The 20,835-nt window shown below is 71.7% G+C and carries 17 protein-coding genes; 8 read left to right on the top strand and 9 right to left on the bottom strand.

What is annotated here, in order from left to right:
* Nucleotides 1–5 precede the first annotated feature (5 nt).
* The 9 genes from ACIQVD_RS17395 to dnaA form a co-directional block, all read right to left on the bottom strand.
* On the bottom strand, nt 6–1,388 hold the full coding sequence (locus ACIQVD_RS17395) for a class I SAM-dependent methyltransferase (RefSeq protein ID WP_402289944.1): 1,383 nt from the start codon (nt 1,386–1,388) through the stop codon (nt 6–8).
* Nucleotides 1,389–1,613: 225 nt separating this feature from the next.
* Nucleotides 1,614–2,261, bottom strand: a complete 648-nt coding sequence (locus ACIQVD_RS17390; RefSeq protein WP_111555391.1) for a DUF3566 domain-containing protein — start codon at nt 2,259–2,261, stop codon at nt 1,614–1,616.
* A gap of 147 nt (nt 2,262–2,408) precedes the next feature.
* Nucleotides 2,409–5,009, bottom strand: a complete 2,601-nt coding sequence (gene gyrA, locus ACIQVD_RS17385) for a DNA gyrase subunit A (protein ID WP_400682746.1) — start codon at nt 5,007–5,009, stop codon at nt 2,409–2,411.
* Between the two features lie 37 nt (nt 5,010–5,046).
* On the bottom strand, nt 5,047–7,038 hold the full coding sequence (gene gyrB, locus ACIQVD_RS17380) for a DNA topoisomerase (ATP-hydrolyzing) subunit B (protein ID WP_282206368.1): 1,992 nt from the start codon (nt 7,036–7,038) through the stop codon (nt 5,047–5,049).
* 273 nt (nt 7,039–7,311) lie between these two features.
* Nucleotides 7,312–7,824: a DUF721 domain-containing protein gene (locus tag ACIQVD_RS17375; protein WP_111555394.1), complete on the bottom strand. Its 513-nt coding sequence runs from the start codon at nt 7,822–7,824 to the stop codon at nt 7,312–7,314.
* Between the two features lie 67 nt (nt 7,825–7,891).
* Nucleotides 7,892–9,028 carry a DNA replication/repair protein RecF gene (recF, locus tag ACIQVD_RS17370; protein WP_400682750.1) on the bottom strand — a complete coding sequence of 379 codons (1,137 nt, stop codon included), beginning with the start codon at nt 9,026–9,028 and terminating at the stop codon, nt 7,892–7,894.
* A gap of 36 nt (nt 9,029–9,064) precedes the next feature.
* On the bottom strand, nt 9,065–9,940 hold the full coding sequence (gene gnd / locus ACIQVD_RS17365) for a phosphogluconate dehydrogenase (NAD(+)-dependent, decarboxylating) (RefSeq protein ID WP_100837222.1): 876 nt from the start codon (nt 9,938–9,940) through the stop codon (nt 9,065–9,067).
* A 144-nt stretch (nt 9,941–10,084) separates the two neighbouring features.
* Nucleotides 10,085–11,215, bottom strand: coding sequence for a DNA polymerase III subunit beta (dnaN, locus tag ACIQVD_RS17360; protein WP_100837223.1), 1,131 nt, complete (start codon nt 11,213–11,215; stop codon nt 10,085–10,087).
* 1,235 nt (nt 11,216–12,450) lie between these two features.
* Nucleotides 12,451–14,346: a chromosomal replication initiator protein DnaA gene (gene dnaA / locus ACIQVD_RS17355; RefSeq protein ID WP_400682756.1), complete on the bottom strand. Its 1,896-nt coding sequence runs from the start codon at nt 14,344–14,346 to the stop codon at nt 12,451–12,453.
* 429 nt (nt 14,347–14,775) lie between these two features.
* Between dnaA and rpmH the strand changes: the two genes are divergently transcribed.
* From rpmH to ACIQVD_RS17315, 8 genes are all read left to right on the top strand, one after another.
* Nucleotides 14,776–14,913 (top strand): 50S ribosomal protein L34, encoded by a 138-nt coding sequence (gene rpmH, locus ACIQVD_RS17350; protein WP_043915359.1) that lies wholly within the window; start codon nt 14,776–14,778, stop codon nt 14,911–14,913.
* 19 nt (nt 14,914–14,932) lie between these two features.
* Nucleotides 14,933–15,361, top strand: coding sequence for a ribonuclease P protein component (gene rnpA, locus ACIQVD_RS17345; RefSeq protein ID WP_400682761.1), 429 nt, complete (start codon nt 14,933–14,935; stop codon nt 15,359–15,361).
* A complete protein-coding gene (gene yidD, locus ACIQVD_RS17340) occupies nt 15,358–15,672 on the top strand; it encodes a membrane protein insertion efficiency factor YidD (protein ID WP_100837226.1) in 315 nt (104 codons plus the stop codon). Before rnpA ends, yidD begins: the two co-directional genes overlap by 4 nt.
* A gap of 3 nt (nt 15,673–15,675) precedes the next feature.
* On the top strand, nt 15,676–16,854 hold the full coding sequence (yidC, locus tag ACIQVD_RS17335; protein ID WP_400682765.1) for a membrane protein insertase YidC: 1,179 nt from the start codon (nt 15,676–15,678) through the stop codon (nt 16,852–16,854).
* A 57-nt stretch (nt 16,855–16,911) separates the two neighbouring features.
* Nucleotides 16,912–17,433, top strand: coding sequence for a protein jag (locus ACIQVD_RS17330; RefSeq protein WP_400682767.1), 522 nt, complete (start codon nt 16,912–16,914; stop codon nt 17,431–17,433).
* A gap of 139 nt (nt 17,434–17,572) precedes the next feature.
* Nucleotides 17,573–18,349 (top strand): 16S rRNA (guanine(527)-N(7))-methyltransferase RsmG, encoded by a 777-nt coding sequence (rsmG, locus tag ACIQVD_RS17325; protein WP_402290087.1) that lies wholly within the window; start codon nt 17,573–17,575, stop codon nt 18,347–18,349.
* Between the two features lie 326 nt (nt 18,350–18,675).
* Nucleotides 18,676–19,668, top strand: a complete 993-nt coding sequence (locus ACIQVD_RS17320; RefSeq protein WP_100837229.1) for a ParA family protein — start codon at nt 18,676–18,678, stop codon at nt 19,666–19,668.
* Nucleotides 19,665–20,732 (top strand): ParB/RepB/Spo0J family partition protein, encoded by a 1,068-nt coding sequence (locus tag ACIQVD_RS17315; RefSeq protein WP_400682770.1) that lies wholly within the window; start codon nt 19,665–19,667, stop codon nt 20,730–20,732. Before ACIQVD_RS17320 ends, ACIQVD_RS17315 begins: the two co-directional genes overlap by 4 nt.
* Nucleotides 20,733–20,835: the final 103 nt, after the last annotated feature.

The raw sequence follows: 20,835 nt of genomic DNA, 5'->3' as shown, positions 1-20,835 counted from the left end.
AAAGATTAGCGGACCGACGGCCGATCTCCCAAATCCGTATCCCGGGCCTCCTCCGGACGGTGCTGCTCAGCAGGCTCGGCGGACTCGGCGAGCCACTCGGGGCGGGTCGGGGGGAGGCCGGAGCCGCCGACGGGGGTGGGGCGGACGGCGAGGACCTGGTTGACGCCGATGTGGTTCTGCTCGAAGGAGACGGCGGAGGCGGCCATGTAGAGGCGCCAGACCCGGGCCCGGCCGCGGCCGGCCAGGGCGACGGCCTCGGGCCAGTGCGCCTCCAGGTTGGCGACCCACTCGCGCAGGGTGCGGCCGTAGTGCTCGCGCAGGGCCTCGACGTCGCGGACCTCGAAGCCGGCCTGCTCCAGCCGGGAGACCGTGGTGCCGACCGGGGAGAGCTCGCCGTCGGGGAAGACGTAGCGGTCGATGAAGGGGGAGAGCCGGTACGCCTCGCCGGGCGGCAGCGGGCGGCGGGCGATCTGGTGGTTGAGCAGGCGGCCGCCGGGGGCGAGCAGGCCGTACAGGTGGCGGGCGTAGACCAGGTACTGGGCGGAGCCGACGTGCTCGGCCATGCCGACGCTGGAGATGGCGTCGAAGGGGCCGTCGGGGATCTCCCGGTAGTCCTGGAGCCGGATCTCGATCCGGTCGGCGAGACCGGCCTCCGCGACCCGCTGCCGGGCCAGCGCGACCTGCTCGGTGGAGATGGAGACCCCGACCGCCTCGACGCCGTAGTGGCGGGCGGCGTGCAGGACCAGCGAGCCCCAGCCGCAGCCGACGTCCAGCAGGCGCGTGCCGGGGCGCAGGCCGAGCTTGCGGCAGATCAGGTCGAGCTTGGCGGTCTGGGCGTCCTCCAGGCTCTTGGCGGCGGGCTCCCAGTAGGCGCAGGAGTAGACCATGGTGGGGCCGAGGACGAGCCGGTAGAAGTCGTTGCCGACGTCGTAGTGGTGGCTGATCGCGGCGCGGTCCCGGTGGCGGCTGTGCAGCCGGCCGCGGCGGCGCCCGACCTCCTCGGCCGGGGGCGCCGGGTTCGGCCCGAGGACGCCCTGCCGCAGGGCCGTGCCGAGCAGCCGGCGGCCGGGGGCGCCGAGGTACTGGCGCGGGCCGACCTGCGGGCGGGGGGCGTCCCGGTCCTCGGCGAAGGAGGAGACGGCGGCCAGCACCTCGTACAGGTCGGTGTCGGGGGCGACTTCGAGGTCCCCGGAGACGTAGGCGCGGGCCAGGCCGAGCTCGCCCGGGGACCAGAGCAGCCGGCGCAGGGCGCGGCGGTTGCGCAGGACGATGGTGGGGGCTCCGGACGGGCCGGCCTCGGAGCCGTCCCGGGCGCGGATCCGCAACGGGATCGGACGGCCGATCAGTCCCTCCACCGCGTCGACCAGTTGCTGTGCGTGCTGCGCCATGACGGCCCCTCCGACCAGTCGTTCCCGTCCGGGACGCCCGGTGACCGCCGGAGGCGGCCGGGCGGCCCGCTGACCGTTCCCGTTCTTCCACCTGTCTCTGCACTGCGGGCCGGAACGCGGCCCCGGCACGCCGGGCGGTCACCCGATTGCACCGGGGACGACGAAGGGCCCCGGAGGCTTCAACAGCCTCCGGGGCCCCGGGAATTCCGCCCGGCTGACGCGGAATCAGTCTTCTTCGGCGAGGGTCAGTTCGATGCCGCCGGTGAAGCCCGCCGCCGAGTTGTAGATGAACGCGGCGAGGGTGGCCAGCGCGGTCATCAGGACGATGTCGACCAGCGCGATCAGCACGGTGAAGAGCATGACCTTGCCGAACCCGATGTAGTCCATCAGGTCGAAGGCGCCGGAGCTGTCGCCGCCGCTGCCGGTGACGTCCTTCAGGGTGCTGCTCAGCGAGGAGAAGACGCCGAGGCCGTCCAGGGTCATCCAGAGCACCGCGGCGGCCACGATGATGATCACGCCGAGGGCCAGCGAGAGCAGGAAGCTGACCTTCATCACCGACCACGGGTCGGCCTTGGTGACCCGCAGCCGGGCCTTGCGGGTCCGGCCGGTGCCGCCGCCGGACGGGCCGGGGCGGCGGGGCTGGCCGCCGCTCTGCCCGGGGGTGCCGGGGGTGCCGGGAGCCCCCGGGACGCGGGTGCCGCGCGGCGGGGTGGGCTGGCCCTTGGCGTAGGTGGTGGGCTGGGAGAAGCCGCCCGCGGGCGGCGCGCTCGGTGGGGGAGGCGGGGTCTGGCCCCCGTAGGACTGCTGGGCGGTTCCGCCCGGCCCGCCCGCCAGGCCGCCCGTGGCACCTCCAGCACCCGTGGCTCCGCTCACCGTGGTCCTCCCGAACCGTCCGCCAGGGCGATCGCACCGCCCTGGTCCGTGTTGTGCTCGTGCTCCGCGTACCCCGGTGGCCCGCGGTCAGACCGTGGTGCCCGCCCCGCCACCGGCGGGGCGGGCACCACGGTGCGCGTCCGTGCGTCAGCCCTGGGCGGGCGCGCCGTCCGCGTCCTGCTCGGTGGCCGCGGACTCCGCCTCGTCGACGGCCTCGTCCGCGCCCTCCTCCTCGTCCGCCTCCGCGTTGCGGGCCATGCCCACCACCGCGTCGCGCTTTCCGAGGTTGATCAGTTGGACGCCCATGGTGTCACGTCCGGTTTCACGCACCTCGGAAACCCTGGTCCGGATCACGCCGCCGGACAGCGTGATGGCCATGATCTCGTCGGTCTCCTCGACGACCAGGGCGCCGACCAGCGAGCCCCGGCCCTCGACGATCTTCGCCGCCTTGATACCGAAACCGCCGCGTCCCTGGACACGGTACTCGTCAACCGTGGTCCGCTTCGCGTACCCGCCGTCGGTGGCGGTGAAGACGAAGGTGCCGGGCCGCACCACGTTCATCGAGAGCAGTTCGTCGTCCTCGCGGAAGGACATGCCCTTCACCCCGGAGGTGGCCCGGCTCATCGGGCGCAGCGCCTCGTCGGTCGCCTTGAAGCGGATCGACTGGGCCTTCCGGGAGATCAGCAGCAGGTCGTCCTCGGCGGAGACCAGCTCGGCGCCGATCAGCTCGTCGTCCCGGCCCTCCTCGTCCTGGCGCAGGTTGATCGCGATCAGGCCGCCGGAGCGCGGGGAGTCGTAGTCCTTGAGCGGGGTCTTCTTGACCAGGCCGCCGCGGGTGGCGAGGACCAGGTACGGCTTGTCCTCGTAGGTGCGCACGGCCATCACCTGGGTGATGTGCTCCTCCGGCTGGAAGGCCAGCAGGTTGGCGACGTGCTGGCCGCGGGCGTCGCGGCCGGCGTCGGGCAGCTCGTAGCCCTTGGCGCGGTAGACCCGGCCCTTGTTGGTGAAGAACAGGATCCAGTTGTGGGTGGTGGTCACGAAGAAGTGGTCGACGAGGTCGTCCTGCTTCAGCTGCGCGCCGCGCACGCCCTTGCCGCCGCGCTTCTGCGAGCGGTAGAGGTCGGAGCGGGTGCGCTTGACGTAGCCGCCGCGGGTGATGGTGACCACGATGTCCTCCTCGGCGATGAGGTCCTCGATCGAGAGGTCGCCGTCGGAGGGGATCAGGGTGGAGCGCCGCTCGTCGCCGTACTTCTCGACGATCGCGGTGAGCTCCTCGGAGACGATCTCGCGCTGCCGGGAGGGCGAGGCGAGGATCGCGTTGTACTCGTTGATCTTGGCCTGGAGCTCGTCGTGCTCGCTGAGGATGCGGGCGCTCTCCAGGGCGGCGAGCCGGCGCAGCTGCATCTCCAGGATGGCGTTGGCCTGGAGCTCGTCGATGGCGAGCAGCCGCATCAGGCCGGTGCGGGCGGCCTCGGCGCTCTCCGAGGCGCGGATCAGCGCGATCACCGCGTCGATCTGGTCGAGCGCCTTGAGCAGGGCGCGCAGGATGTGCGCGCGCTCCTCGGCCTTGCGCAGCCGGAAGGTGGTCCGGCGGACGATGACCTCGATCTGGTGGGCGACCCAGTGCCGGATGAAGGCGTCCAGCGAGAGGGTGCGCGGCACGCCGTCGACCAGGGCCAGCATGTTGGCGCCGAAGTTGGTCTGCAGGTCGGTGTGCTTGTACAGGTTGTTGAGCACGACCTTGGCGACCGCGTCCCGCTTGAGCACGATGACCAGGCGCTGGCCGGTGCGCGAGGAGGACTCGTCGCGGACGTCGGCGATGCCGGCGATCCGGCCGTCCTTGACCAGGTCGGCGATCTTCAGCGCGAGGTTGTCCGGGTTGACCTGGAACGGCAGCTCGGTGATCACCAGGCACTGGCGGCCCTGGATCTCCTCGACCTCGACCACCGCGCGCATGGTGATCGAGCCGCGACCGGTGCGGTAGGCCTCCTCGATGCCGCGGCGGCCGACGATCAGCGCGCCGGTCGGGAAGTCGGGGGCCTTGATCCGCTCGATCAGGGCCTCCAGCAGCTCCTCGTTGCTGGCCTCGGGGTGCTCCAGCGCCCAGAGCGCGCCGGAGGCGACCTCGCGCAGGTTGTGCGGCGGGATGTTGGTGGCCATGCCGACCGCGATGCCGGTGGCGCCGTTGACCAGCAGGTTGGGGATGCGCGAGGGCAGGACGGTCGGCTCCTGCTGCCGGCCGTCGTAGTTGGCGGCGAAGTCGACGGTCTCCTCGTCGATGTCGCGCATCATCTCCATCGCCAGCGGCATCATCTTGCACTCGGTGTAGCGCATCGCCGCGGCCGGGTCGTTGCCCGGGGAGCCGAAGTTGCCGTTGCCGTCGACCAGCGGCATCCGCATCGACCAGGTCTGGGCGAGGCGGACCAGGGTGTCGTAGATCGAGGTGTCGCCGTGCGGGTGGTAGTTGCCCATCACGTCGCCGACCACGCGGGCGCACTTGTAGTAGCCCTTCTCGGGCCGGTAGCCGCCGTCGTACATCGCGTAGAGCACCCGGCGGTGCACCGGCTTGAGGCCGTCGCGGACCTCGGGCAGGGCGCGCGAGACGATGACGCTCATCGCGTAGTCGAGGTAGGAGCGCTGCATCTCGGTCTCGAGCTCGATGAGCTCGACCCGGTTGCCGCTCTGGGCGGGGAGGAGGGTGCTGTCCGCGGGCTGCTCGCCGCCGTCCGGACGGTTGTCGTCGACCACTGGTGGTCAGTTTCCTTTCAACGATCCTGGGCGGACGTCAGACGTCCAGGAAGCGGACGTCCTTCGCGTTGCGCTGGATGAAGGAGCGGCGGGCCTCGACGTCCTCGCCCATCAGGACGGAGAACAGGTCGTCGGCGCGGGCGGCGTCCTCCAGGGTGACCTGGAGCAGCAGGCGGTGCGCGGCGTCCATGGTGGTGACGCGCAGCTCCTCGGCGTTCATCTCGCCGAGGCCCTTGAAGCGCTGGATCGCGTCGTCCTTCGGGAGCCGGCGGCCGGCCTCGACGCCGGCCGCGATCAGCGCGTCGCGCTCGCGGTCGGAGTAGGCGTACTCGAACTCGTCCCGGCCCCACTTGATCTTGTACAGCGGGGGCATCGCCAGGTAGACGTACCCGGACTCGACCAGCGGGCGCATGAAGCGGAACAGCAGGGTCAGCAGCAGGGTGCGGATGTGCTGTCCGTCGACGTCGGCGTCGGCCATCAGCACGATCTTGTGGTACCGCAGCTTCTCGGCGTCGTAGTCCTCCTGGATGCCGCAGCCGAAGGCCGAGATCAGCGCCTGGACCTCGGTGTTCTGCAGCACCTTGTCGATCCGGGCCTTCTCGACGTTCAGGATCTTGCCGCGGATCGGGAGGATCGCCTGGGTGCGCGGGTCGCGGCCCTGCTTGGCGGAGCCGCCGGCCGAGTCGCCCTCGACGATGAAGATCTCGCACTCGGCCGGGTCCTTGGACTGGCAGTCCGAGAGCTTGCCGGGCAGCGAGGCCGACTCCAGCAGGCCCTTGCGCCGGGTCAGGTCGCGGGCCTTGCGGGCGGCGACCCGGGCGCTGGCGGCCTGGATCGACTTGCGGACGATGTCCGCCGCCTCGTTGGGGTTGCGGTCCAGCCAGTCGGCCAGGTGCTCGTTGACCACCTTCTGGACGAAGGTCTTGGCCTCGGTGTTGCCGAGCTTGTCCTTGGTCTGGCCCTCGAACTGCGGCTCGCCGAGCTTGACCGAGATGATCGCGGTCAGGCCCTCGCGGATGTCCTCGCCGGAGAGGTTGTCGTCCTTCTCGCGCAGCAGCTTCTTGTCGCGCGCGTACCGGTTCATCAGACCGGTGAGCGCGGACCGGAAGCCCTCCTCGTGGGTGCCGCCGCCGTGGGTGTGGATGGTGTTGGCGAACGAGTACACGCCCTCGGTGTAGGACGAGTTCCACTGCATGGCGATCTCGGCCGAGATCGTCTTGTCCTTGTCCTCGGCCTCGAAGTCGATCACCGAGGGGTGGACCGGCTCGCCCTTGCGGGAGTTGAGGTGGGCCACGAAGTCCGCGATGCCGCCGTCGTACCGGTAGGTGACGGAGAGCGGGTTGCCCTCCTCGTCCAGGTGCTCGGGGCGCTCGTCGGTCAGCACGATCGTCAGGCCCTTGTTGAGGAAGGCCATCTCCTGGAAGCGCCGGGAGAGCGTCTCGAAGGAGTAGACGGTCGTCTCGAAGATGTCCGGGTCGGCCCAGAAGGTGACCGTGGTGCCGGTCTCCGAGGTCTCCTCGTGCCGGACCAGCGGGGCGGTCGGGGCACCGGACTTGTACTCCTGCGTCCAGCGCGCGCCGTCGGTGCTGATGTCCACCGCGAGGCGGGTGGAGAGCGCGTTCACCACCGAGATGCCGACGCCGTGCAGACCGCCGGAGACCGCGTAGCCGCCGCCGCCGAACTTGCCGCCCGCGTGCAGCACGGTCAGCACGACCTCGACGGCGGGCTTGTCCTGGCCCGGCATGATGCCGACCGGGATGCCGCGGCCGTTGTCCACCACCCGCACGCCGCCGTCGGCCAGGATCGTGACGCCGATGGTGTCGGCGTGGCCCGCCAGCGCCTCGTCGACGGAGTTGTCGACGATCTCGTACACGAGGTGGTGCAGGCCGCGCTCACCGGTCGAGCCGATGTACATGCCCGGGCGCTTGCGGACGGCGTCGAGGCCCTCCAGCACCTGGATCGCGCTGGCGTCGTAGGCCTTCTGGTCGGACGGGTCTGGGGTCTGGCTGGGGTTGCCGGAATCGGCCACGAAGCGCCCTCTCTGGCACAGCGCGGGCCGCGCCCCTCCCCGCTTGCCCGGGCAGGTGTGCGACCACGGCGTTTCGACTCTGTTGCTCCACGCAACGGTGTTTACGCTTCAGTCTACCGGTACGACCGACAGAGAGGGGCGTTTGGCAGCCTCTGAGGGCAGATGTGCCGCCCTGAATCCCCTCGGGACGTGTCCCGATACTCGACAGGGGGGCTCAGAGCGCCTGGACGGGCCGCCAGCGATTCCGGAAGATCCCGGTCCGCCGCACCGGGGTCAGCCCCAGGTGTCACCCGGGCCCTTGCTGCCGGGCGCCCGCAACCGCCCGTAACCGCGCACCGGGGCGTCCGGCCCCAGCACCTTGATCACCCGGACCGTGCCGTGCCCGAGCTCGTGATTCAGCCGGGCCACCAACTGCCGCGCCAGCAGCCGTAGTTGAGTCGCCCAGGCGGTGGAGTCGCACTGCACGGTGAGCACCGCCTCGGCCTCCGCGTACGACTTGGGCTCACAGTGCGCGGCGATGTCCGGCCCGACGATCTGCGACCAGCGGCCCATCACCCCGCCCACCGCGGCGGGCGCCTCCCAGCCCCGCTCGGTGATCAGCCGGTTCAGCGCGGCCCCCAGCGGCACCGGGTCCCGGCCGTCCGCGCGGGCACCGCTGCGCAGCCCGGTCCGCTTGGCCTCCCGCCGCTCGCGCACCTGCTCCCCGCGCTGCCGGGCCTGCTCCTTGGCGGCGCGCAGCGCCACCCGGGCCAGGTCCACCCCCGAAAGCTCCGGCCCCTCCGCCATCACGCTCCATCTCCAGGCTGTGGACGACTCCTCCGACGAGCCGCCCAGGGTACGTGGTTCCCGGGGCTCACGGGGTCAGCCGGTCCACTGTGCCGCCCGAGACGCCGTACCGGGCCCCGTTCAGCGCCTTCGGCACGTCCTCGGCCACCGCGGCGGTGACCAGCACCTGCTCGCCGCCGGCCACCAGCTCGGCCAGCCGGTCCCGGCGGCGGGCGTCCAGCTCGGCGAACACGTCGTCCAGCACCAGCACCGGCTCGCCGCCCTCGGCCCGCAGCAGCTCGTACGAGGCCAGCCGCAGCGCCAGCGCGTAGGACCAGGACTCGCCGTGGCTGGCGTAGCCCTTGGCGGGCAGCGGGCCCAGCCGCAGCAGCAGCTCGTCGCGGTGCGGGCCGACCAGGGTCAGGCCGCGCTCGATCTCCTGCCGGCGCATCCCGCGCAGGGCCTCCAGCAGCTGCTGCTCGGCCTGTTCGCGGCTGGTGGGCAGCTCGCCCTCGAAGGAGGAGCGGTACTCCAGCACGGTGTCGCCGGCGCCGGGGGCGAGCTGGCGGTACGCCTCGGCGACCAGCGGCTGCAGGGCGGCCACCAGTTGGATCCGGAAGGCGGTCAGCTCGGCGCCGGACCGGGCCAGGTGGCCGTCCCAGACCTCCAGGGTGGCCAGGTCGGCGGCCTTGCCGCCGCCGGCCCGGCGGGCCGCCGCGGCGGTCCGCAGCAGGGCGTTGCGCTGCTTGAGCACCCGCTCGTAGTCGGAGCGCACCCCGGCCAGCCGGGGGGCCCGGGCGGTCAGCAGCTCGTCCAGGAAGCGCCGGCGCTCGGCCGGGTCGCCCTTCACCAGGGCGAGGTCCTCGGGGGCGAACAGCACGGTGCGCAGCACGCCCAGCACGTCGCGCGGGCGGACGCTGTCGGAGCGGTTCAGCCGGGCCCGGTTGGCCTTGCCGGCGGTGAGCTCCAGCTCGACCAGGGTGGAGCGGCCGCCCTGGGAGACCACGTTCGCCCGGATCACCGCCCGCTCGGCGCCGAGCCGGATCAGCGGGGCGTCGGTGGCCACCCGGTGGCTGCCCAGGGTCGCGACGTAGCCGACCGCCTCGACCAGGTTGGTCTTGCCCTGCCCGTTGGGGCCGACGAACGCGGTGACGCCCGGGTCGAGCGGGACCTCGACCCGGGCGTAGGAACGGAAGTCGGCGAGCGACAGGTGCGCGACGTGCATGACGGTGGACTGCGCTCGCCTTCTGTCCGGGGGTGCTTACTTGGACTCGACCGCGTGGCCGCCGAACTGGTTGCGCAGCGCGGCGATCATCTTCATCTGCGGGGAGTCGTCCTGCCGGGAGGCGAACCGGGCGAACAGCGAGGCGGTGATCGCGGGCAGCGGCACCGCGTGGTCGATCGCGGCCTCGACCGTCCAGCGGCCCTCGCCGGAGTCGGCGGCCCAGCCCTTGAGCTTGGCCAGGTGCTCGTCGTCGTCCAGCGCCCGGACCGCCAGGTCGAGCAGCCAGGAGCGGATGACGGTGCCCTCCTGCCAGCTGCGGAACACCTCGCGCACGTCGGTGACCTCGGGGGCGGCCTCCAGCAGCTCCCAGCCCTCGGCGAAGGCCTGCATCATCGCGTACTCGATGCCGTTGTGGACCATCTTGGCGAAGTGGCCGGCGCCGACCTTGCCGGCGTGCACCGAGCCGAAGTCGCCCTCGGGCTTGAGCGCGTCGAAGACCGGCTGCACCTTGGCCACGTCGGCGGCCTCGCCGCCGTACATCAGCGCGTAGCCGTTCTCCAGGCCCCAGACGCCGCCGGAGACGCCGCAGTCGACGAAGCCGATGCCCTTCTCGGCCAGCAGCTCGGCGTGCTTGACGTCGTCGGTCCAGCGCGAGTTGCCGCCGTCGACCACCACGTCGCCGGGGGAGAGCAGGTCGGCCAGGCGCTCGACGGTCTCCTGGGTCGGGCCGCCGGCCGGGACCATCACCCACACCACGCGGGGCGCCTCCAGCTTGGCGACCAGCTGCTCGATGCTGTCGACGTCGGCGAGGTCCGGGTTGCGGTCGTAGCCGGTGACGGTGTGGCCGGCGCGGCGGATGCGCTCGCGCATGTTGCCGCCCATCTTGCCGAGACCGATGAGGCCGAGCTCCATGACAAGTCCTTCACTGTGGTGTCGTGCCTGATGGCGGCGCCGTTGCCGCACCCACTGAGCCTACGCCGACGGGGAGGGAGCGCCGGGCAGCCACAGGGGCGCGGGGGCGGTCGCCCCTCGCGCCCCTGGTGGACGGGTGGCCGGTCAGCCGGAGAGGCGGACCGGCATGATCAGGTACTGGTAGGCCTCGTCCGGCTCCGCGTCGACCGCGGCCTTGCCGGTGAGCAGGGCCGGCTTGGTCGGGGTGGTGAAGCTCAGCTGCGCGTAGCCGGCGTCGATCGCCTTGAGCCCCTCCTCCAGGTAGCCGGGGTTGAAGGCGATCGAGATGTCGTCGCCCTCCAGGTCGGCGTCGATCCGCTCGGTGGCCTGCGCGTCGTCGCCCGAGCCGGCCTCCAGGGTGAGCACGCCCTGCTCGAAGTTCAGCCGGACCGGGGTGTTGCGCTCGGCCACCAGCGAGACGCGCTTGAGCGCCTCCAGGAAGGGCTGGGTCTGCACCGCGGCGACCGCCGAGAACTCGGTCGGGAAGATCGACCGGAACTTGGGGAACTCGCCCTCCAGCAGGCGGGTGGTGGTGCGCCGGCCGGCGCCCTCGAAGCCGATCAGGCCCTCGCCCGCGCCGCCGGCGGACAGCGCGATGGTGACCTGGTCGCCGCTGCCCAGCGACTTGGCGATGTCCTGCAGGGTCTTGGCGGGGACGAGCGCGACCGCGTTGATGTCGTCCTGCTCGGGCTTCCAGAGCAGCTCGCGGACGGCGAAGCGGTACCGGTCGGTGGCGGCCAGGGTGATCCCGCTGCCGTTGATCTCGACCCGGACGCCGGTGAGCACCGGCAGGGTGTCGTCGCGGCCGGCGGCGACCGCGGCCTGGCTGACCGCCGAGGCGAACACGTCGCCCGGGACGGTGCCGGTGGCGGTCGGCATCTGGGGCAGCGCCGGGTACTCGTCGACCGGCAGGGTCGGCAGCGTGAAGCGCGAGCTGCCGCAGACCACGCTGACCCGGGCGCCGTCGGTGGAGATCTCCACCGGGCGGTTCGGCAGGTTGCGCGAGATGTCGTTCAGCAGGCGGCCGGAGACCAGGACGGTGCCGGCCTCCTCGACGTCCGCCTCCAGCTCGACCCGGGCGGAGACCTCGTAGTCGAAACCGGAGAGCGCCAGGGTGCCCTCCTGCGCGGTCAGCAGCAGGCCGGCCAGCACCGGCACCGGCGGCCGCGCGGGGAGGCTGCGGGCAGCCCAGGCCACCGCCTCCGCGAGGACATCACGCTCCACCCGGAACTTCACCGGTAACCGCCTCCTGGCTGCATCTCGCCGCACGGCCGGCCGGTACCGCCGGCCCGTGCTGTCGATCGTCTGATCCCGTTCGGCGACCGGTCGGGCGGATCAGCTCCGCCCCGTCCTGCTCCCGGTTGCCGAAGGACAGTCTGACGTACTCGGCTGACAGCCGGGGCAGATGGGCACAAGCGGGCCGAACAAATGTCGGGGCCCGGTTGTCCACAGATTCGGGCCACCCCCACTGTTGATCAAGTTCCGAGCTCTCTATGTGTAGCAGTAGTAGTAGGGCCTGTGGATACCGTGGATAACCCCGTTTTCGCAGGTCAGCGGCCAGATTTTGTCCACAGGTCCTGTGGACGGCGGCTGTGGACAACCAGGCCCTCCTGTGGACAGCGGAGAGTAATCCACAGGGCACGCTGAGTATCCACAGGTTATCCACAGCTGTTTCCACAGAAAACGGGAGAGTTATCCACCGGCCCGGATCAACATCACGTGACGCCTTTCACACGCAGGGGTGACGGACGCGTTGATGTTGCCGAACTGTGGACAGAGCTGTGGAAAACCTGGGGATAACTCGGCCATTCCTGTGGACAGCCGGTGGATAACTCCGTGGACCGGCTGACGCCCCCTCAGTTCTCCACAGGCTGTGGATAACTGTTGTGCACAAGTCCCCAGGGGGTTGACCTGCGCGGAAGAGCGTAGCCCGGTCGGGGCTGTGGAGGAACCTCGGGATAACCGGCCGCTGTGCACCCTGTGGACGGGGAAAACCCACCCGTTCCTGTGGACAACCGGGGGTGCGCACCCGAACCGTTCGATTTGCCGCGCAAACGTTCGCCGGTGCGAAGGGCCCGCGCAAGGGGCCGTTCCGGGTGTTTCTGCCCCGCCGGAAGCCCTTCCACACCCCCGTTCGGCCCAGGGCCGACCCCGACCGGACGGATCCGGCCGGCCGGGCGGGCACCGCCGCGTTCGATCGCCCGCCCGCGGCCCGCCCCTACTACAGGGCCCCCGCCGCGGTCCGCCGAAGGGCGGCCCGGCCACCCGGACGAGTGCTCTCCGCCGCACGCGCACCACTCGTCCGGGTAACGCTCCGGTCGTCCGGGCAACGCTCCGGGCAGCCGAAAGGGGAGTCGGGCCGCCTCGGCCCGACTCCCCTTCGATACGTCAACTACCGCTCTGCTCAAGGCTTTTGAGCCTTCGAGCCGACCGCGGTCCGGTCGGTCCCCGCGGTACCCCGGTTTTGTTAGCTAGCTCTTGATGCGGTTGGTCAACTCGGTGACCTGGTTGTAGATGGACCGGCGCTCGGCCATCAGCGAGCGGATCTTGCGGTCCGCGTGCATCACCGTGGTGTGGTCCCGGCCGCCGAACTGGGCACCGATCTTCGGCAGCGACAGGTCGGTCAGCTCCCGGCACAGGTACATCGCGATCTGCCGGGCGGTCACCAGCACCCGGCTGCGGGAGGAGCCGCACAGGTCCTCCACGCCCAGCCCGAAGTACGCGGCGGTCTGCTGCATGATCACCTGCGCGGTGATCTCCGGCCCCGCGTCCTCGTCCCCGCCCGGGATCAGGTCCTTCAGGACGATGCCGGCCAGCTCCAGGTCCACCGGGGCCCGGTTCAGGTTGGCGAAGGCGGTGACCCGGATCAGCGCGCCCTCCAGCTCCCGGATGTTCCGGGTGATCCGGGAGGCGATGAACTCCAGCACGTCGGCCGGGGCGTTCAGCTGCTCCTGGATCGCCTTCTTGCGCAGGATCGCGATCCGGGTCTCCAGCTCCGGCGGGGTGACGTCGGTGATCAGCCCCCACTCGAAGCGGTTGCGGAGCCGGTCCTCCAGGGTGATCAGCTGTTTGGGCGGCCGGTCCGACGAGAGGACGATCTGCTTGTTGGCGTTGTGCAGGGTGTTGAAGGTGTGGAAGAACTCCTCCTGCGTCGACTCCTTGCTGGCCAGGAACTGGATGTCGTCGACCAGCAGGATGTCGATGTCCCGGTAGCGCTTGCGGAACGCGTCCGCCTTGCCGTCCCGGATCGAGTTGATGAACTCGTTGGTGAACTCCTCCGAGCTCACGTACCGCACCCGGGTGCCCGGGAACAGGCTGCGCGAGTAGTGCCCGATGGCGTGCAGCAGGTGGGTCTTGCCGAGCCCGGACTCGCCGTAGACGAAGAGCGGGTTGTACGCCTTGGCGGGCGCCTCGGCGACCGCCACCGCCGCGGCGTGCGCGAAGCGGTTGGAGGCGCCGATCACGAAGGTGTCGAACAGGTACTTGGGGTTCAGCCGGGCGTTCGGCTCGTCCTTGCGCGGGCCGCCGGCCGGGGGAGCGCCGGGCGGGGCCGGGACGCCGGGGGTCCGCTCGACCTGGGCGTGCTGCTGCGCGGCGGGGCGGGCGCCGCGCCGGGAGCCGCCCTGGCGCGGCCGGTCCTCGTCCGGGGAGCCGAGCGCCCCGCCGAACAGGTCGCCCTGCGCCGAGTCCGGGCCCGGCCGGTGCGAGCGCCGCGGGGCCGGGTCGGGCCGCCGCTCGGGCAGCGGGGCCGGCTCCCCCCAGCCGCCGGCCTCCGCGCCGGGCTGGTGGTCGCGGTACGGGGCCTGCGCGGGCGTCCGGTAGGGCTCGGCCGCCGGGTAGCCGGGGGGCGGGTACGCCGAGCGCTGGTAGTCGTCCCCGCCCCGGCCCGGCCAGCTCCCGGGCGGCGGCCCGGGCTGCTGGTAGCCGGGCCCGCCGCCCGGGTAGGGCTGCTCGGTCCGGACCGGGTAGGGCTGCTCGGCGTGCGCCGAATAGGGCTGCTCGGCGTGCGCCGGGTACGACGGCTCGGGGCGCGGGTGCGGCCACTCCGGGACGGGCTCGTGGTCGAGGTCCGACTCCGGGTCGGGCTCGCCGGCCGGGGCGGCGGTGGCGTCCACCATCACCGCGATCCGGACCTGGCGGCCGAACTCCTGCGAGATGGCCTCGGTCAGCTGCGGCAGCAGCCGGCCCTCCAGCACCTGCTTGGCGAACTCGTTGGGCGCCGCGAGCAGGGCGGTGTCGTGCATCATCCACATCGGCTGGGTGCGCCGCACCCAGTTCTTGTCCTTCTCCACGACATCGCTGTCGCTGACCAGTCGCTCGACGACCCTCGACCACATCAGGACGAGATCGCTGTTGACATCAGCCACTGGTACACGCTTTCTCGTTCCCCGAGCAGGGGGAGCCAGGCAGGTCAGGACGGGAGGTCCGGGTGCCGCCTCACCGGGGCGGCCACGGGCGGAGAACAAAAGAGACAAGTCCTGCAACGGTAGTCAGCGCGCAGAGCTGATTCAAGTTTCTGTCCACAGGCTGTGGGTAACGGCGTGGCGGCCACCTGGTTTGACCCTCGGACCCGCTCCCGCGTACCGTAACCAGGTCGAGTTGTCGATGGCCGCTGCCGCATGTCCGCGGGTCCGCCCGCTTCCATGACGCGCGCAGCACGGGCGCCGTGGTGGTCCCAGCCCAGCAGATCTGGGTGTCGGGGTCCGGATTTCCCAGTGCAAGGGGAGATCGCGCGGACGCACGGTGACGGCCAAGCGATTCCCCGTCATCCTACGATTCACCCCAGGAGCCCCCGAGTGAGCAAGCGCACCTTCCAGCCGAACAACCGTCGTCGCGCCAAGACCCACGGCTTCCGGCTGCGTATGCGTACCCGCGCCGGCCGCGCCATCCTGGCGTCGCGTCGCGCCAAGGGCCGCAGCGCCCTGTCCGCCTGATCCGCGCAGAGGGTCTGCAGTGCTGCCCACCGAGAATCGGCTGCGGCGGCGCCAGGACTTCACGACCGCGGTGAAACGCGGTCGTCGCGCCGGTCGGCCCCTGCTGGTGGTCCACCTCCACAGAGAGGTGGCGCCCGACACGGGGGCCGACCGGAACAGCGACTTCCACCCGCACGTCGCCGAAGGGCCCCCTTCGGCGCGTGCGGGTTTCGTCGTGAGCAAGGCCGTGGGGCCGGCCGTGGTCCGCAACGCGGTCAAGCGTCGCCTGCGTCACTTGGTCCGAGAGCGCCTGTCCCGGTTCCCCGCAGGTAGCCTGATAGTGGTAAGGGCGCTGCCGGCTGCGGCGACGGCTCCCTACCAGGATCTCGAACACGACCTGGACGCGGCGCTGCGCCGCCTGCTCAGGTCCGAACCGACCGGCAGTGCCCCGACGGGAACAGGGCGATGAAGTACCTGCTGATGGGCCTGATCAGGCTCTACCAGTGGACCATCAGTCCGCTGCTCGGTCCGGTGTGCCGTTATTACCCCTCGTGCTCGCGCTACGGGTACGAGGCGGTTCGCGTCCACGGCGCGATCAAGGGCGGTTGGCTGACCGTCTGGCGCATCCTGCGCTGCAATCCTTGGTCTCCCGGTGGGGTCGACCATGTTCCGCCGCGAAAGCACCCGGTGTGGCACCGCCGGCTGCGCAATCTGCTGAACCCCACGAGCGGGACCGCCGAGCCGGAGCCGGTGGCGAAGCCCGATGTCCAAGGAGTCTGACCGGTGATCCTCGGCTTTCTGAGTCCCCTCTACACAGCGGTGTCCTGGATCATCGTCCAGTTCCACTCGCTGTTCAGCCACGTCTTCGATCCGGACGGCGGCCTGGCGTGGGGCCTGTCCATCGTGATGATGGTGGTCGTCATCCGGATCTGCCTGATCCCGCTCTTCGTGAAGCAGATCAAGGCGACCCGGGCCATGCAGGCGATCCAGCCGAAGATGAAGGCCATCCAGGAGCGCTACAAGAACGACAAGCAGCGCCAGTCCGAAGAGATGATGAAGCTGTACAAGGAGGCGGGCACCAACCCGTTCTCCTCGTGCCTTCCGATCCTCGTGCAGGCGCCGTTCTTCACCGCCCTCTACGGCGTGCTCCACTCGATCGCCATCGACAAGACGATCGGCGTCATCAACACGCCGCTGCTGGAGAGCGCCCAGCGGGCGCGCATCTTCGGCGCCCCGCTGTCGGCCAAGTTCGTCGGCGCGGACAGCGTCCAGATCCAGATCGTCTGCGCGGTCATGATCGTGCTGATGTCGCTGTCCCAGTTCGTCACCCAGCGCCAGCTGATGACCAAGAACGTCGACCTGTCGGTCAAGACGCCGTTCATGCAGCAGCAGAAGATGCTGATGTACGTCTTCCCGGTGATGTTCGCCGTGATGGGCATCAACTTCCCGGTCGGTGTGCTGGTCTACTGGCTGACCACCAACGTCTGGTCGATGGGCCAGCAGCTGGTCGTGATCCGCAACAACCCGACGCCGGGCAGCAAGGCGTGGGACGAGCGCCAGGCCCGGCTGAAGAAGCAGGGCCGGATCAACCCGGACGGCTCGATCCAGAAGGCCGGCCTGGCGGCGATGCTCAAGGGCGGTTCCAAGGGCGGCGCGGCGGCCGACGCCCAGGCGGCGGTCGAGGAGAGCGTGCAGGTGCGCCGGCAGCAGCCGCGCAAGCAGAGCAAGGCGCAGCGGCAGGCGTCCGCGACCCACCAGGCGCAGACCGGGGAGCACCCGGACGCGCAGGACGCGCAGGACACGGCGGCTGACGAGGCGCGGGCCACCCCGGCCGGGGCCGCGTCGGCCGGGAAGTCCGGTACGAAGGCGGGCGGGCCGAAGCCGGGGGCCCAGCCGGGCCAGGGCCAGCGCCAGCAGCCGCGGCGCGGTGGCCAGGGCGGCCAGCGGCCGAAGAAGAAGTAGTCACCCACCCTCGTTCCCGGCCCCACCCGAGGGCCTCGTTTCCGAAGGAGTCCACCTGTGACGGATGGCACCACCTCCGCCGTCGACACCGCCCCGGCCGGTGAGAGCGTCCTCTCGCGTCTGGAGCACGAGGGTGACATCGCCGCCGACTACCTGGAGGGTCTGCTGGACATCGCGGACCTGGACGGCGACATCGACATGGACGTCGAGGGGGACCGGGCGCTGGTCTCCATCGTCGGCGAGGGCGACGACCGGACGCTGCAGCGGCTGGTGGGCCAGGACGGCGAGGTGCTGGAGGCGCTCCAGGAGCTGACCCGGCTGGCCGTGCACCGGGAGACCGGTGAGCGCAGCCGTCTGATGCTGGACGTCGCGGGCTTCCGGGCGCGCAAGCGGGCCGAGCTCGCGGAGCTGGGCGCGGAGGCCGCCGAGCGGGTCAAGGGCACCGGCGAGCAGGTCAAGCTGCGGCCGATGACCCCGTTCGAGCGCAAGGTGGTGCACGACGCGGTGGCCGCCGCGGGGCTGCGCAGCGAGTCGGAGGGCGAGGAGCCCCAGCGCTGCGTGGTCGTGCTGCCGGCCTGACGCCGGTGGTGTTGCCGTTCCGGCGTCCGACCCCGCCCGCCTCGCGCGGGCGGGGTCGTCGGCTCTGCGGCGGAGTGGTGTTTCACGTGGAACAGTGCTGGTAGGGCGGGTGGATTCGACGGTGAGCGGAGAGGCAGAGATGGACAGGGACGGCACGGAGTCCGAGGCGCCGCTGGAGGGGCCGGGTCAGGCACCGGAGGCGGCGGGACGGATCTTCGGCGATCGGCTGCCGCTGGCCGTGCGCTACACCGAGCTGCTGGCGACCGCAGGGGTGCAGCGCGGGCTGATCGGCCCGCGCGAGGTGCCCCGGCTGTGGGACCGGCACGTGCTCAACTGCGCGGTGCTGGCCGAGCTGCTGCCCGCCGGGGTCTCGCTGTGCGACGTCGGTTCGGGCGCCGGGCTGCCGGGCATCCCGGTGGCGCTGGCCCGGCCGGACGTGTCGGTGACCCTGCTGGAGCCGCTGCTGCGGCGCACCACCTTCCTGGAGGAGGTGGTGCGCGAGCTCGGTCTGGAGAACGTCACGGTGCTGCGCGGCCGGGCCGAGGAGACGATCGGCAAGCTGGCGGTGGACGTGGTGACCGCCCGCGCGGTCGCGCCGCTGGACCGGCTGGCCGGCTGGGGCATGCCGCTGCTGCGGCCCTACGGCCAGATGCTGGCGTTGAAGGGCGACACCGCCGAGCAGGAGCTGGCGGAGTCGCGGGCGGCGCTGGCCCGGCTCGGCGCGGTGAAGTGGTCGGTGATCGGGGTCGGCGAGGGCGTGCTGGTGACCCCGACCCGGGTGGTCCGGGTGGAGGCGGGGGAGAGCCCCGGCGGCGTCAAGGCGGCCACCCGGCGGGCCAGGGCGGCCCGGGCCGGGCGCGGTGGCAAGGGTGGCGAGGGCACCGGGCGGCGCGGCGGGAGCCGCGGGCGGCGCTGAGCCGGAGCGGATGACGCCGAGCCGGAGCGGGTGGCGGCGAGCCGGAGCGGGTGGCGGCGGGGTCGAGCCGGAGCGGGTGCGGCGGGACCGTCGGGCCCGGCTGGCACTGGTGTTCGGGGCGGGTGGCCGAGGGGCCGCCCGCCCCGTTTCGGTTCGGGCGGGCTCGGAGTGTCGGCCCGGCGGATCATGACATTCCGGGCATCGTGTTTCACGTGAAACGTCGCTTCCTGCTCTCCGGCGTACTGGATCAAGACCGCAACCGGACCCGGGACAGTCATCCGGAGGTGACTGTCGCGGCCCCGGTTTCACGTGAAACACTGACCCCCATGCAGGAGTCGGAGATCGTCGATCAGGTGGATGACACCCCCGTCGCACGGGCCGCGTCCGCCGCCGTCCCGGTTGCCGGGCACACCGGGGAGGCGCTGCCCCGGCCCGCCGCGACCCGGGTGATGGTGGTCGCCAACCAGAAGGGCGGGGTGGGCAAGACCACCACCACCGTCAACCTGGCCGCCGGGCTGGCCATGCACGGGCTGCGGGTGCTGGTCATCGACCTCGACCCGCAGGGCAACGCCTCGACCGCGCTCGGCATCGACCACCACGCCGAGGTGCCGTCGATCTACGACGTGCTGGTCGAGGGCAAGCCGTTGGCCGACGTGGTGCAGCCGGTGGTCGACGTGGAGGGGCTGTTCTGCTGCCCGGCCACCATCGACCTGGCGGGCGCCGAGATCGAGCTGGTCTCGCTGGTCGCCCGGGAGAGCCGGCTGCAGCGCGCCATCGCCGCGTACGAGCAGCCGCTCGACTACGTCCTGATCGACTGCCCGCCCTCGCTGGGCCTGCTCACCGTCAACGCGATGGTGGCCGGCCAGGAGGTGCTGATCCCGATCCAGTGCGAGTACTACGCGCTGGAGGGCCTGGGCCAGCTGCTGCGCAACGTGGAACTGGTGCGGGCGCACCTGAACCCGTCGCTGCACGTCTCGACCATCCTGCTCACCATGTACGACGCCCGGACCAGGCTGGCCGCGCAGGTCGCCGAGGAGGTGCGGGCGCACTTCGAGAAGGAGGTGCTGGCCACCGCGATCCCGCGGTCGGTGCGCATCTCCGAGGCCCCCAGCTACGGGCAGACCGTCCTGTCCTACGACCCCGGTTCCACCGGCGCGCTCTCCTACCTGGAGGCGGCCCGCGAGCTGGCGCTGCGGGCCGAGGTCGCCAAGCCGACGGTCGGTCGGCACCGGGCGAACGCGGCGGTCGTTCCGCCGCAGAGCGGCGGGGAGACGTCCGCGCCGACGGCACAGCACAGTTCGATGGAGGGCAACCGGTGAGTGGCACGCGCAGGGGTCTGGGCAGGGGTCTGGGGGCGCTGATCCCGGCGACCCAGCCGGCCGCCGGGGGAGCTCCGGCCGAGCCGGCCGAGGCCGCGCCCGTCGCGGCGGCGCCGGTGGTGCCGACCGACCGCGGCACGGTGGCGGCCAAGGCCGCCGCGGAGAGCCTGCGGGAGCTGGCCGGCGACCAGCGCCGCAGCGTCCTGGAGGCGGCGCTGGCCCCGGTGAACGGCGCTCGGTTCGCCGAGCTGCCGCTGGAGTCGATCAGCCCCAACCCGCGCCAGCCGCGCGAGGTGTTCGACGAGGAGAAGCTCGCCGAACTGGTCGCCTCGATCAAGGAGGTCGGCCTGCTCCAGCCCGTGGTGGTCCGTCAGACCGGACCGGAGCGCTACGAGCTGATCATGGGTGAGCGCCGCTGGCGGGCCTCCCGGATCGCCGGGCTGGACGTCATCCCGGCGATCGTCCGGGCCACCGAGGACGACAAGCTGCTGCTGGACGCGCTGCTGGAGAACCTGCACCGCGCCGAGCTGAACTCGCTGGAGGAGGCCGCCGCCTACGACCAGCTGCTGCGCGACTTCGCCTGCACCCACGACCAGTTGGCGAGCCGGGTCGGCAAGTCCCGTTCGCACGTCTCCAACACGCTGCGGCTGATGAAGCTGCCGGTCTCGGTACAGCTGAAGGTGGCGGCCGGGGTGATCACCGCGGGGCACGCCAAGGCGATCCTGATGGTGCCGGACGCCGAGCGGCAGGAGAAGCTGGCCGAGCGGGTGGTGGCCGAGGAGCTGTCGGTGCGCAGCACCGAGGAGGTGGCCCAGCTGCTGGCGGGCACCGAGCCGAAGCCGAAGAAGGCCCCGTCGCGCGGGGCCCAGCTGCCCTCCCCGGCCTTCGACGAGCTGGCCGGGCGGCTCTCGGACCGCTTCGAGACCCGGGTCAAGGTCGAGGTCGCGCAGCGCGACGGCAAGTTCGGCCGGGGCAAGGTGGTACTGGAGTTCGGTTCGGTCGAGGACCTGAACCGGATCCTGGACAGCCTGGCCCCCGGCGAGCAGGGCCTGTCGCTGTCCTGACCGGCGGTCCCGGACGGCGATCCACGGGTGCATGTTTCACGTGAAACGTGCACCCGTTCCGTTGGGCGGAGCAGACTGGGGTCTGGACGGTTTCCGCCTGGAG

This window comes from Kitasatospora sp. NPDC090308, from assembly GCF_044769485.1.
Classification (GTDB): Bacteria; Actinomycetota; Actinomycetes; order Streptomycetales; family Streptomycetaceae; genus Kitasatospora; species Kitasatospora fiedleri.
The sequence above is the reverse complement of the archived record's forward strand: the minus strand, read 5'-3'. Positions and strand labels throughout refer to the sequence as shown.

What these genes read in the sequence shown, in the direction of transcription:
- ACIQVD_RS17395 (WP_402289944.1), bottom strand. Translation starts at nt 1,388, where the DNA reads ATGGCGCAGCACGCACAGCAACTGGTCGACGCGGTGGAGGGACTGATC.
- ACIQVD_RS17375 (WP_111555394.1), bottom strand. Translation starts at nt 7,824, where the DNA reads ATGGCGGAGGGGCCGGAGCTTTCGGGGGTGGACCTGGCCCGGGTGGCG.
- recF (WP_400682750.1), bottom strand. Translation starts at nt 9,028, where the DNA reads ATGCACGTCGCGCACCTGTCGCTCGCCGACTTCCGTTCCTACGCCCGG.
- gnd (WP_100837222.1), bottom strand. Translation starts at nt 9,940, where the DNA reads ATGGAGCTCGGCCTCATCGGTCTCGGCAAGATGGGCGGCAACATGCGC.
- yidD (WP_100837226.1), top strand. Translation starts at nt 15,358, where the DNA reads ATGAAGTACCTGCTGATGGGCCTGATCAGGCTCTACCAGTGGACCATC.
- rsmG (WP_402290087.1), top strand. Translation starts at nt 17,573, where the DNA reads ATGGACAGGGACGGCACGGAGTCCGAGGCGCCGCTGGAGGGGCCGGGT.
- ACIQVD_RS17320 (WP_100837229.1), top strand. Translation starts at nt 18,676, where the DNA reads ATGCAGGAGTCGGAGATCGTCGATCAGGTGGATGACACCCCCGTCGCA.